The organism is Streptosporangium sp. NPDC049248 (genome assembly GCF_040678965.1).
Classification (GTDB): Bacteria; Actinomycetota; Actinomycetes; order Streptosporangiales; family Streptosporangiaceae; genus Streptosporangium; species Streptosporangium fukuiense.
The window spans coordinates 325,738-338,069 of the sequence record NZ_JBFAQY010000003.1; the positions used below are offsets into that span (position 1 = coordinate 325,738).

The 12,332-nt window shown below is 65.9% G+C and carries 12 protein-coding genes; 4 read left to right on the forward strand and 8 right to left on the reverse strand.

The window, feature by feature from the left end:
• Positions 1 to 12: 12 nt before the first annotated feature.
• Positions 13 to 840: a helix-turn-helix transcriptional regulator gene (locus AB0K21_RS08150; protein ID WP_364148748.1), complete on the reverse strand. Its 828-nt coding sequence runs from the start codon at positions 838 to 840 to the stop codon at positions 13 to 15.
• Between the two features lie 416 nt (positions 841 to 1,256).
• On the opposite strand from AB0K21_RS08150, the gene AB0K21_RS08155 reads away from it, so the two are divergent.
• Positions 1,257 to 1,802 (forward strand): ATP-binding protein, encoded by a 546-nt coding sequence (locus AB0K21_RS08155; RefSeq protein ID WP_364148750.1) that lies wholly within the window; start codon positions 1,257 to 1,259, stop codon positions 1,800 to 1,802.
• On the opposite strand, the gene AB0K21_RS08160 is transcribed toward AB0K21_RS08155, so the two are convergent.
• The 3 genes from AB0K21_RS08160 to AB0K21_RS08170 are packed head-to-tail and all read right to left on the reverse strand — an operon-like array spanning position 1,716 to position 3,383.
• Positions 1,716 to 2,507 carry a DUF6082 family protein gene (locus AB0K21_RS08160; RefSeq protein WP_364148752.1) on the reverse strand — a complete coding sequence of 264 codons (792 nt, stop codon included), beginning with the start codon at positions 2,505 to 2,507 and terminating at the stop codon, positions 1,716 to 1,718. The two genes, AB0K21_RS08155 and AB0K21_RS08160, sit on opposite strands and share 87 nt — an antisense overlap.
• Entirely contained in the window at positions 2,507 to 3,121 is a 615-nt protein-coding gene (locus AB0K21_RS08165) for a DUF6879 family protein (protein ID WP_364148754.1), read from the reverse strand. The genes AB0K21_RS08160 and AB0K21_RS08165 overlap by 1 nt, the downstream gene beginning before the upstream one ends.
• Complete coding sequence (locus tag AB0K21_RS08170) at positions 3,114 to 3,383, reverse strand: hypothetical protein (protein ID WP_364148756.1); 270 nt, start codon at positions 3,381 to 3,383, stop codon at positions 3,114 to 3,116. The genes AB0K21_RS08165 and AB0K21_RS08170 overlap by 8 nt, the downstream gene beginning before the upstream one ends.
• 105 nt (positions 3,384 to 3,488) lie before the next feature.
• On the opposite strand from AB0K21_RS08170, the gene AB0K21_RS08175 reads away from it, so the two are divergent.
• Positions 3,489 to 3,824: a hypothetical protein gene (locus AB0K21_RS08175; RefSeq protein ID WP_364148758.1), complete on the forward strand. Its 336-nt coding sequence runs from the start codon at positions 3,489 to 3,491 to the stop codon at positions 3,822 to 3,824.
• Positions 3,825 to 4,136: 312 nt separating this feature from the next.
• Here the strand turns inward: AB0K21_RS08175 and AB0K21_RS08180 are convergent, their stop codons facing one another.
• Entirely contained in the window at positions 4,137 to 4,724 is a 588-nt protein-coding gene (locus AB0K21_RS08180) for a hypothetical protein (protein ID WP_355627109.1), read from the reverse strand.
• Positions 4,725 to 5,089: 365 nt separating this feature from the next.
• On the opposite strand from AB0K21_RS08180, the gene AB0K21_RS08185 reads away from it, so the two are divergent.
• Positions 5,090 to 8,023 (forward strand): M20/M25/M40 family metallo-hydrolase, encoded by a 2,934-nt coding sequence (locus AB0K21_RS08185; protein WP_364148761.1) that lies wholly within the window; start codon positions 5,090 to 5,092, stop codon positions 8,021 to 8,023.
• 640 nt (positions 8,024 to 8,663) lie between these two features.
• Here AB0K21_RS08185 and AB0K21_RS08190 read toward each other — a convergent pair.
• The 3 genes from AB0K21_RS08190 to AB0K21_RS08200 all read right to left on the reverse strand — a co-directional run bounded on the left by AB0K21_RS08190 (position 8,664) and on the right by AB0K21_RS08200 (position 10,815).
• Entirely contained in the window at positions 8,664 to 8,807 is a 144-nt protein-coding gene (locus AB0K21_RS08190) for a sigma factor (RefSeq protein WP_364148763.1), read from the reverse strand.
• Between the two features lie 445 nt (positions 8,808 to 9,252).
• A complete protein-coding gene (locus AB0K21_RS08195; protein ID WP_364148765.1) occupies positions 9,253 to 9,786 on the reverse strand; it encodes a hypothetical protein in 534 nt (177 codons plus the stop codon).
• Positions 9,787 to 9,975: 189 nt separating this feature from the next.
• Positions 9,976 to 10,815, reverse strand: a complete 840-nt coding sequence (locus tag AB0K21_RS08200) for a helix-turn-helix transcriptional regulator (RefSeq protein ID WP_364148767.1) — start codon at positions 10,813 to 10,815, stop codon at positions 9,976 to 9,978.
• 188 nt (positions 10,816 to 11,003) lie between these two features.
• On the opposite strand from AB0K21_RS08200, the gene AB0K21_RS08205 reads away from it, so the two are divergent.
• Positions 11,004 to 11,948 (forward strand): SDR family oxidoreductase, encoded by a 945-nt coding sequence (locus AB0K21_RS08205; RefSeq protein ID WP_364148769.1) that lies wholly within the window; start codon positions 11,004 to 11,006, stop codon positions 11,946 to 11,948.
• The last annotated feature ends 384 nt before the right edge of the window (positions 11,949 to 12,332 follow it).

Below are 12,332 nucleotides of genomic sequence, written 5' to 3' on the forward strand. Positions count from 1 at the left end.
CGGTTCCTTTCGCTAGTGATCTCTGTGGAGAGATGCGAGTAGCGCAGCCGTGTCGGCGGGGCTGAGCGCTATCGCGCGAAGGTGCTCACATATCTGGTTATACCTCTGAATATCCGTTTCTTTCTCAAGAAATAAGTCGCCGGCCATGCTGTCGATGTGGATCACATCGGGGGCATCCGGGCCGAACTTCAGGACGATGAAGCTGCCGGGCATTCCCGGGTGGGCTCCGGCGGAGAACGGGATGATCTGAACGGTGATGTGCGGACGCTTGGCCTGCTGAGCGAGGTGTGCGATCTGATCGCGCATGATGGCGTCGCTACCGACCTTCCGGCACAGAGCGGCTTGATCCAGGATCGCCCACAGTCGGATCGGTGTGTCTCCCTCCAGGAGTGCCTGCCGCTGCATCCGTGCGGTAACCCGATGCTCGTTTTCGTCGTCAGGGGCGGTCGGTCGCACGCCTCGGATCACCGCTCGCGCGTAGTCCTCGGTCTGAAGGAGTCCGGGGACGAACAGCGATTCGTAGTTGATGGTCTGCTGGGCCTCGGCTTCCAAGCCGATGTAGGCGCTGTACTGGCCGAGAAGGTTCGCTTCGAAGCCGTGCAGCCAGCCGCGCTGCTTGGCCTCCTTCTGCAGGGCCATCAGGTCGGCGCGGGTGTCGTCGGTGACGCCATAGACGTCGAGCAAGGCTATGAGCGTCCTGAGCTGCGGTTTGGTCTGGGCGGTCTCGATTCGGTAGAGCGTGACGATATTGACGTGGGTTTTCTCCACAACGTCATCCTGGGAGAGTCCGGCGGCCTGACGAAGGCGACGTAGCTCGGATGCCAGGCGTCGCAGACGCACCGTGGGAGGTTGACGTTTGCTGGATGGCAAGGGTGCCTTTTCGCCCATTCCCTACCTCTCTCGCGTTCGGTGCATTTCCGGATCATGTGTGAGATACAAATGAAGCCCTTGCGTTAACTTAAAGTGATGCTGCATGCTCACAGAGTCAACCCTTCCAGGTTGGGTTCTTACTGGAAGGCGAAACGCATGTTTTCCCCAGACGGCCGGGCGGGCGATCTTCCCTCCCGAGGCGGCCCACCCCGTACCGGGTGTCCGTCCGGCCTCAGTGGTACGACCGGCGATACATCTGCGACGCTCCCCGGCCGTACTTCCCGTAGGACCGGCACCGTGCCCCCGTCCCCCGTGGGGAAGCGCGGCGTCCCCGGCTGCGAACGGTGCCGGTCCTATGCCCGACGTACCAACCAGGAGCGGGTGAAATGACCGGTGCCACCAGCAGCACGCAGTACCTCAAACTCTCCGTCTTCCCGACCTCGCCCTACTACGCCCGGGTGCACGTCCGGCGCGTACTGGAGAGCTGGCACCGGGACGACCTGATCGAGACCGCCCAGCTCATCGCCTCCGAGCTGGTCTCCAACGCCATCACCGCGCACGCCGCGTGCCCCGACGCCGCCAAGGCGATCCGCTACGCCGATCCGGACCAGATCTGGATGGACCTCTACCGGATGGGCGAGACCATCGTGCTCCGCGTCTGGGACGCCAGCCCCCTCACCCCGGTCGTCCGCGACCCCACCCCCGACGACGAGAACGGCCGCGGCCTCCACCTCGTCGACCTCCTCGCCGCCGACTGGGGCTACTACCGCCCCACCCCTGGCGGCAAAATCGTCTGGTGCACCCTGACTCCGGACTCCGGACCAACGTCCGGAGAGCCGAAGGGCTCACCCGGTCAGGGACCTGGGAGAGGGCCGGGAGCGGGTCAGCCGCCTTACCGCAGATGCGACGACGGCCAGCAAGCCCAGAAGTAGGAAGATCCGGCCTACCGGATGAGTGAGGTGCTTCATCATCGAGGCGCCGGTGGGAGGGCTCTGCGAACTGGACCGGAGAGCACCCCGGGGCGGGGCGGGAGCCGTACGGTAGACCTCGTCGAGGATCCGGTTGAAGCGGCGTTCCCGCCGGGTTCCGGCGCTCAGCGTCCGCCTTTCCCTGACATCGGTCCAGAACTTCCAACCGATGGGGCCGGACAGCACAACGCTGGAAACCGCGCGCAGGTGTGCTTCGGTGATGGAGCGGAGCTCCCACATCATCAGCCAGTGGTTGACGATCATGTTGACGTACATGTGCGCGCGTTGCGCGTCGGTGTCCTCCGAGGTGAAGAAGGCGCCCCAGGAGGCCCGGTACAGCGGGTCCTCCATGGCCATCCGCATCAGGTCACCGTGGAGAGCCCGCAAGGTCTGCTCGCGGTTGGCCTTGCTCTCGCGCGCCTGGAGGATCAGCGACACCGTCACGCCCATCAGCGCGAACACGGCGAGCACCGCGGACGCGGCACCGTAGGTCTGGCCGATGTCGCTCAGCCTGCCCCAGTCGGTGACCTGGTCGTTCAGCAGGGTGAGGAAGAGCGGGGAGAGCACCACGAAGCCGGGTACCGCCAGCACCGTTACGAGGAGCAAGGTGATGGTGAGAAAGCGGCGCCCGCCGTCGGACATGGTGTTGAGCAGGCGCCGGCCTCGCATTACCGGGACTCGTGGGTGGCGTCCGATAACGGGGGAGGGAGCGCGGCCCGGTCCCGGTCCAGGAAGGTGAGCAGGTCCTCGCCTCGGGCGAAGAGGTCTTCGACGTCGTGCCTGCAGGACTCGATCAGAGCGGGGTCTGAGATCTTGCGGGCGCCGCTGAGGGTGCCGCTCTGGTCGTAGACGACCTCGTACATCACCGACGAGCCCAGGATGACCAGCTCGGGCAGGGGCCGCCGGCCTTGGCCCAGTGCTTCGGTGTCCAGGACCCGAATCCGCTCTCCGGCCTGTGCCCTGAGCCGGATGAAGTGCAGCTCCCAGCGCAGGTAGGGGGTGTACGGCCGGGTCACGAGGCGCAGGCGGTGCATTGGGAAGCCCGGGGAGTCCAGGATCGGGGCCTGGATCTCCGTCGCGGTCTCGTCGATGATGCGCAGCGCCTCATGCCAGTCTCCCCGGTCAAGCGCCTGCCAGCTGGGGTTGCGCGGTTCCCTGAACGACTGGCGGCATTCGAGCTTCCAGAACACCCCCTCCAGCTTCTGGAAGTACGGCCAGAAGTCCGAGAGGTATTCGTCGGCGCTGAGCTTCTCCGACTGATATCCCGTTAGATGATCAAGCATCTGGTATATCCCGTTTAGCGGAAATGAGTTGGTTTCTGGGAATGACCACGAGACGCTCATCGTGGGTGAGAGTTACCCCGTCGGGGAGCCGATTTCGGTACGAGTCGGTGAGGTCGCGGCCGATGACGGCGATGTCGCCATTGGAGAGTTCCCAGATATCAGGACAGTCCGGGCTGGCCGTTGTGTTGCCGAGTTCCTGTGCGGACTTCCCCAGCCGTCTGCGCAGCTCGGCGCTTGGATCGGCCTCCCACGGACGGGACATCGCCCACCTCGTTTCGCCCGCTGCCCTCGGAGTTCTCGACGCCCCGAGTTTTACACGCCATCCCTGACCGGGCAACGATCCTTGCCGCCCATCCACTGGATGATCATGGTCGACGCTCCAGGCCGCAAGGAGGCGGCGCGGGCAAGGGCACTTCGGTGGATGGCATTGGAGTTGGAGACCGGAGTCCGTCACCTGATCCTCGATCGCCGCCAGGATGCGCAGAACGCGGCGGACCGGCGAGTCCTCGGCGGACCGGCAGGGCGACCGCCCCGATTCACCCTGGAGCATCGGAGTCCGGCCGACGAACCGCTGCTCTGGCCGGCGGACATCGTGGTGGGAGCGGCGGCGGCCCAGGTATTGGGCCGCACTTCCGTCTACGTGGACATGCTGGGAGAGGTGCTGAGGTCGGTGAGTGTCGACAGGCCCGAAGGGGGCGGTTAAAACGCGATGGCCGGGTGCCCGTCATGCGGCGGGAAGCCCGGCCTCACTTCGCGGTTCGTACCCGACCGCGCATTACCCATCGTAGTTGCGTCGTCGCTCCTGTCGATCGCTATCGAATATCGCGCCAGTTGGCAGCCAGGTGGCAGAAGCGGCTCAACCTCGCCGAGGACGGATTTCCTGCCGGCCTGTGGCTGCGGAGCTGTCTGCCGTCGAATGTGGTGGTCGATCCGCATCGGGCGTTCGGGCAGCCGATCTTCGCGGAGACGTTCCGGACGCACGGAGTCGACGTGCTGGATCAGCTCCTGAACGGCGTTACGACGGGGTGTCTTTTTCGCCGCGGAGTACCCGGAGTGCCTCCTCGGCCCGATTCTGGGCCTCCTGATGCGTCAAGCCGTCCACGGAGGCGACGAAGGAGACGAAGACGTCCTTGTCGGGGGCCTTGAAGCTGAAGGTGTCTCCCAGCGAGGGGAAGATTCTGCGCGTGAGTTCCATCGTGGACGCGGTGATCTTCTCGTTGGGGGTACTGTCCCCGCCGATTGCCGAGAGCATGCCGAACCATGCGCCGAGGCGCCACGTCAGGGCCTTGGCGAAGGCGATGTTGAACGGAATCCCCACGATGGGAATGGAGCCGACGAGCTTGTCCCAGAGCAGGTCCTGGGCGAGGAAGGGAATGTTCGGCTTCAGGTATTCCTTGGCGGCCTCCGCGGTGATGTGGCCCCTGCCGTAGATGCTCCGTACGTCGTTCCACAGGTCGATGTAGAACGGAATCGCGATCACGTCGACGACCAGGTTCGCTCCGCCGCCGAAGAACCCGCTCGCCCCCTGCGCCAGCACGTTTCCCGTCGCGAGGGTGCTGGTTCTTTCGTAAACCCGCGCGGCGCGCTCCTCTTTTTCTTTCATGTTCCCTTCCGCTTTTTCGTGTCCTGCCAGATGGAACGAGGCCGGGGGGCTGGCCGTACCGAGTGTAGAACGAGGATTGATCTCTGGATACGGTCCCGTTTCCCGGGGCGATGGCCGCTCCGCGGGCTGTTGTCCCCGGTGCGTGCCGCAGGGACCTGACGGTGTCCCTCATCCCTTCAGGGGCCGGCGGGGCGAGAGCGGCGTCCGTGGCCGGGGGTAGTGCCGAGCCGGTCGGCCAGGCGCTGTCCGACGCGCCCGAGTGGGAATCCATTCGATATTGACAAGCTTGGGAAGGGCCTGAAAAGGTCTCGCGTACAACGAAGATCATCCGACGTTTTTGGGTCTGACCATTCAGGGAGATCGCGGTGACGCGGAAGAAGCCTCTTGCGCTGACACTTGGCGTGTCATTGCTCCTGTCCACGGGGGTAGCGGCTGACGCGTCCGCGACCAGCTCCGGCGAGGAGCGCTTCCAACCGGGTGTCACCTACGATCTGTCGGTGACCGACGCCGAGCGCGACGCGATCCACGCGGAAGTCGAGGCGTTGGCTGGACGCGTCAACAGCGCGCGGGCGGGGGACGGCACCTACGACCCGCTCAGTCTGATCGGGGCGATGCTGGACGGGTCGAGCTACGACTCCATCTCCCGAGGCGGCACGGCCGCGACGGCGTACCCCTTCCCGGTCAGCAACACCGAAGCCAACCAGAACGAGTACGACCGCAAGGTCGCCAAGCTCGCCTGGGTGGTCAAGCTGGCCACCGACCTGGGTTTCCCGGTGGTCGTCCAACGCCAGCCCGACAAGTACGTCTACGCAGAGATCGGTGATCCGGACGCCCCGGAGATGGTCATGGCGTTGAGCCACCTCGACTCGCCGACGGCTTCCGTTTCGCCGGCCCAGCTGGCGCGCTGGCGGAACGCCGATGGCAACCTCGGCACTCCTGGTGCGTACCACTCGCCCTATGTCCAGGACGGCTGGGTCTACGGGGCGGGCGTGCAGGACGACAGCGGTCCGACGCTGGCGACGCTGCTCGCGGCCAAGGCGCTGCTCAAGGCGGGGTTGCCCCTCGACCGACGCATCCGCATCGTCATGGGAATCTACGAAGACGGCGGTCCCGGCACGCCCTCGACGACGAACACCGCCACCTTCCAGTCCATCCCGTACAACTCGAACCCGAGCTTCTACGACAACTGGGCCTACAAGAACCTCAATCGGGAGGAGATCCCGATCGCGGCCTACACCTCCGACTCGCGGTTCCCGGTCATCGTCGGCAACTCCGGATCGGTGACCCCGTCGGTGTCGATGAGCTTGTCCGCAGACAGTACCAAGGCCTTCCGGCTGACGGATGCCACAGCCGGCGTCACCCTGCGTGAAGGCGATCCGACGCTCAAGGACATCGCCTACGGCAGCACCACGCAGATCGCCTCCCGGGCAATCTTCACCCTCGACGTGGCGGGGGCCGGCTCCGCCGAGCGCGACCGATTCGTAGCGGCGATCACCGCCGCCGCGACCACGAAGGGTTGGCTCCCGGCTGCTCCCCGCACCACCCCCAAGGTGCAGACCATGATCACCGGCGACTCGCTCACGCTGGAGATCAACACCGATGTGGCGATGGAGATGCCGACCCCGCAGTACGGCAGGAATGCCGTCGTGTGGGGGATGTTCCTCCTCTCCAAGGGACTCGGCGCACTGGGAACCACGGCCGCCGACATGCAATTGAAGAAAGCCGCCGACGGCATCGCCGACCTGTTCTTCCGCGACGGTGTCGAAGGCGAGGCCTATATCGGCAAGTACATGGGCATCCCGGCGAGCCTGTTGCGCAACCCGAGCAACGGCACCCCGAACCTGACCTTTGCCCTTATGGGAGGCATCAATTCGGAGACCCCGACGAGCTTTTACCCGGACGCCTCCGGAAGCCTCAGCATGCCGATGTACGTGCGCAGCATGCACGTCACCGCGACTGACTCCAGCCAGGCAACGACGGCGGTCACGGCCGCCTTCCAGGCGAAGGGGTTCACCATCGGCAACCTCGGCTCGCCCGTCGGCGCCGGGTTGTACGTCACTCACGACAACCCGCTGACGGCTCTTCAGTTCGGGAGCTACCAAGCCTCGATCAACCGCAACCCGGAGAAGTTCGCGGATCCATATTCCCTCAGGGACGTGGTCTATCCGCAGGGCACGACCGGCGGCACCCTGGCCGGCAACTTCCGCAACAAGATGACCGCCTTCGGCGCGGTGATCCCGGGTAACGAGCGCTGGTGGCACACGGCCAACGAGCGGATGAAGGTCGACTCGGCAGTGCAGATGACCAAGATGATGGCCGATGGCATGCTGGAGATGGCCCGGTACTCCGGGCCCGCCGGTGCCAAGTTCATGTGGGCAAGCATCCCGGGGCTGAACTCCGACCGGGCGGACCTCGACCTGCTCGACGTCACGATCGGAACCTACAAGGACGCGTCGGCCGCTGTCGGCACGAGCCGGTTGGGCACCCAGGCCCTGCTCGGCGCCACCTCGTTCAACATCCCGATGTGGAACGGGCGCGGCAACTCGGCTCCGACGGCCTCGGCTTTCGCGCTGGGGCACGCCCCGGGAGGGGTCTACCTGCCCCTGACCGACACCGAGTACCTGAACACCACGTACGTGTCGCCGATGCGCTTGGAGTTCAAGGTGGAGCGCCCCGACCACATGTCGGACGCGGCTTGGGCGAAGTTCGTGGCCGGTGGCTACGGCGACTTCCAGTTCAACATTCTCGTCGGCGACGCGGTTGTGCCGCTGGCCGTTCCTGCGGGGCAGAATGCGGACAAGTACTTCTCCTCGCGCATCTCGGCCAACAACCCCGACGCCATCTACCTGTCGGTCAACCTCGCGATCACCGATGCCCCGTACGCCGGGGTGCAGGCCGTCCTCGCGGATTCCAAGACGGACCTGTACACGGTCAATCCGACGTACCTGGCCTCAAACCCAGATCCGTTCCCCGGGCGCGGAGCCATCGAACAACGGGGCTTCTTCCTGTTCGGTGATGGGCAAAAGAACGCGGAGTTCTCTTCGCCCGACGCGGTCTACGTGACAGTCGCCAACGCGGTCATCGATGCCAAGCCGTCGGCGGTGGTGAAGAAGTTGAAGGGCAACAAGAACGAGTTGACCATCACGGTGAAGCAGACCCACATCGACGGCAGCGAGTCTCCTGTGACGGCCACGTTCACCATCGACAACAACGCCGCCGGCACTTACACCGTCGGCGATTACAAGGTATATGTCGAAACCAAGGGCAACACCCAGGTGCGGTCGATCTCCATCGTGTGACGCGTGTGAACCGGAAGTTCAGTGCGCGCACGAGAGGGCAGGCGCGGCGGCGGCAGGATGCCTCGACTCGGGGTTTGCGGCCGCCGGGGTGCGAGGCCGCATTGACAACGGAAGACATCCGGACTCGGCTGGGTCTGCTGAATCAGCGCGACGCCGACCGCTTCCTCGATATCCGGCAGCGGACCTTAGAAGGTGTAAGCGCCGGGCTCGCGATTCCATCGGGGGGTTCCCGGCGCCACTTCCGTGCCCCAGAGAGCACGACACCGTCAGTGTCTGCTTGCTCCCCCTCGGTCGTCAAGCCGAATGGGAGATCGGTGCTCGGTGTGAGTCTGCTCAGCAGGCTGTACCCCGCCCGTCCTGCGCACCCCCGCCCCGAACGACCGGTTCGCCTACGCTTGCAGACAGGTTCTGGCGTGTGGCTACGAACGGCCCGCGCCAGAGCCTCCTGCTGTTCCATTCGCAGAGAGGTCCGACCGCTGTGGCAGTCCTTCTTGCCAGCGCTCTCGACTCCATCACCATCTCCCCGGACGTTCGAGTATCGGGACGTGCTCCGGTCTGTACGGAGGCATTGTCCGAGTGCTCGCCGAGGCGGTGCGTGCTAAGGGCGAGGTCGGTCCAGGTCGAAGGAGCGCACAGGGCGTTACGCGCGATCGTGAGCAGCCACGCCGCCGCGTTCTCCCCCCCGCCAGCCGAGCAGCGCCCTGGTCGCCTTGATGAACGTCTCCTGCGCCAGGTCCTCGGCGAGATGCGGATCACGGGTCCTGCGCAGGAGGAACCCGCACACGAGCGGCCAGTGCTCGCGGTACAGCTCCTCGATGATGTCGCCCCCCGAACGGTTTCGATTGTCACGTCACATGCAGACGCAACCGCGGCGGGAATGGTCACACGGCTTGCCGGCTGAGACAGCGCATCATCCAGGCACTTCGCTGAGACCCTCCGACTGGATCCGCCCCCCTCGAAGGCGGCCGGTGGCGGCGTTGAGGTGCCTGGCCGCCAGGTGCCGTACGGGTGGAGCCTCGTCGGGAGAGGGCAGGCGGCCGGTTTCGCAGACGGGTGCGAAGAGAACGATCAGAATGCGATGGCCGGGTGTCCGTCATGCGGCGGGAAGCCCGGTCTCACTTCGCGGTTCGTACTCGACCACGCGCCGCTCAGCACAGTTGGGCCGTCGATCCTGTCTGATGATCGGAAGGCAGAGCCGATCGGCCAAGGGCATCCCACTTGGCGGAGCGTTACAGCGGGCGACGATGGATCTCGATCAGGGTGTAGGCGGCAAAGGCGTAAGCAGGACTGTAGAGGAAGGGCGGAATGCCGACCCCTGTGCCGTTCCTGTAGCAGGAGTACCAGTCGGGAAGAGACAGGTGATCGGTCGGCGGGCATTGGGTCAGGTCCGACCAGGGGCCGACGACGTTGGCGGCGAGGTTGACCACCGCGAGAATTCCGAGAAAGACCGCCAGGACCAGGGTGGTTCGATCCCGCCACCTTCGCCGGAGCAAGGCCGCCACGGCCACCATGGGTACGGGGAGCGCGAAGGCCAGCACGACGACTTCGGCGTTCCACAGCACCCGCATGATGTCCACGCCGACAGAGCCCAGATAACCGATGCCAAGGCCCTGCGACAGAGGGAGGATCCCGATCCCGTCGATGACGTGGAAGTCGTAGTAGAAGAGACCGGTGCTCGCGATGGCGTCGCTGCCGAACCAGGCCATGACCGAGGGGAGGAGTGCGAGCAACGCGGCCGCCAACCACCACCGCTGTAACCGCATCTGCCCTGCTTCCCGCTACCGGTGCCGAATAACACGAAAAGCATGTCATGCGGGCTTCATGAACCGTCCGGAGTTCGCGGTGCGGCGGCCGGGCGAGTATCCCTTCGACGGCTCCGAGTGGTCCTGACGCCTCCCACCACTCCCAGCTGTCGTTCACCGTCTCCGAAACCATCGCCTCCAGGCTGTTCTTCAGTGAAGGGTCTGGGTGCCGATGACGGACAGCAGGTTCAGCCTGTCGTGGCTCTCGCTGCCGGGAATGGCGGTGTAGACGAGCAGTGAGTGGGCCTGGTCGGGGTCGACCAGCCTCTGGCAGGTCAGTTCCAGGGCTCCGACTTCGGGGTGGATGAAGTGCTTGACCGCGCGAGGGCGTATCCCGATCTCGTGGGCGTCCCACACGCGCCGGAACTCGTCGCTGTGGGCGAGGAGCAGGTCGGCGAGGTGTGCGGCTCGGGATCCGGGGCCGCGGAGGGTGACGATCTCGCGCAACCCCGAGGCGAACATCCGGGTGAGGAACGGATGTTCTTCTGGCGCGTAAAGCTGCCGGACGGCTGGATCGGTGAACCACCGGTAGCCCAGGCTGCGGGCGGGCCCGGTGTATCGGGTCGTGTCGCCGGTGAGCGCGACGCCCGTCGAGGTCTGCCGCAGGGTCTCGCCGAGCTCGGTGACGATCTCCGCGGGAGTGTCGTCCAGACGGTCGAAAATGCGCAGCAGGCCGGGGCTGATGTGCTCGCCGACTCCGCCGCGGGCGGGCGGGTTCTGTCCCGCGAGGCGGAACAGGTGGTCTCGTTCGTCGAGCGAGAGGTGCAGGCCCTGGGCGATCGAGGCGAGCATCTGGCTCGACGGCCGCGGTCCGCGTTCCTGCTCAAGACGGGAGTAGTAGTCGGTCGACATGTGGCACAGTGTGGCGACCTCCTCGCGCCGTAGCCCGTTCGTCCTGCGGCGGGGACCGCGCGGGAGACCGACGTCCTCAGGTTGCAGCACTTCTCGACGACTGCGGAGGAACTCCGCCAGCCCGGCGCGATCGATCATGGCATTCCCTCCGCTCGCGGTGCTGCTCCGTTTCTATCGTCCTCGCGCGACGGCAACCACGGACCGTTGATCCCCCTCTCCGAGGTCTCCGAGGCGGATGAGCCCGCATCCATGGATCGGCAGTCCCTGGAACATCCACGCGGCGTCCGGGACCGTGGATCCGAGACGACAACACAAGGAGCAGAGCAATGTCGCGTCAAGCGATCGACATCACCGTTCCGGACCTGTCCGGAAAGCGCGCGCTCATCACCGGCGCCGGCGACGGAATGGGACTGGGAATGGCCGCGCGACTCGCCGCGGCCGGTGCGGACGTCCTCATGCCCGTCCGCAACCCCCGCAAGGGCGAGAACGCGATCGCCGCGATCCGCCAGAGCCTCCCGAACGCGAAGGTCTCGCTGCGCAGTCTCGACCTGTCGTCGCTCACGTCGATCGAGGCCCTCGGAGACGCTCTCCGCGAGGAGGGGCGGCCCATCCACATTCTGATCAACAACGCGGGCGTGATGACCCCGCCGACTCGGCAGACCACGGCGGACGGCTTCGAACTCCAATTCGGCACCAACCACCTCGGCCACTTCGCCCTCGTCGGCCGCATCCTCCCGCTGCTGCGCGCAGGCCAGGCCCGTGTCACATCGCAGGTCAGCATCGCCGCGAAACGCGGCGCCATCAACTGGGACGACCTGAACTGGGAACGCGGCTACAACGCCATGCGCGCCTATCGGCAGTCCAAGATCGCATTCGGGCTCTTCGGTCTCGAACTGGACCGTCGCAGCAAGACCCACGGGTGGGGCATCACCAGCAACCTCTCCCACCCCGGAGTAGCCCCCACCAGCCTCCTCGCCGCCCGCCCCGAGCTCGGCCGCGACAAGGACACCGGCGGCGTCCGCCTGATCCGCGCGCTCTCGGCCCGCGGCATCCTCGTCGGCACCGTCGAGACCGCGATGCTGCCCGCGCTCATGGCCGCGACCGACCCCGACGCCAAGCCCGGCGCCCTCTACGGACCCAAGGGCCTCGGCGACCTCGGCGGCCCGCCCGCCGAGCAGCGGATGTACTCCCCGCTACGCGGCACGGACGACGCCGAGCGCATCTGGCAGATCTCGGAGCGGCTCACCAGGATCACCGTTCCGACCATGTGACCAACGCCGAAGCCCTCTTCTCCGCCTGCCGAACGGGAAGGGCGATGCTTCTGTCTCGCGTCGATCAAGGAGTCCTGCGATGACTTTCCCGGCATCTCCGAAATTGCCACCGAACCGCATCACCTCCCTGTACGGGGTGATCCGAGGCCGGATACTGAGCCGATCATAAGTTCTGGGACTTTTGCGAAGACCGGAAGGCGAGTCGTCCCTGCTGGGGCGGCAGGCGGACCAGCGGGACCTCCGGAGAATCCCAACACTTGTGATCGCCTCGGTACCCGTCTTCTTCGAGGGGGACGTCTCGGCGTTCAGACGGTGCCGGACGGTTCCGCCGCCCGTTGGGAGCGCGGCAGGTTTGACGGTGGGGTATGGCTTTCCGCGTCCCCA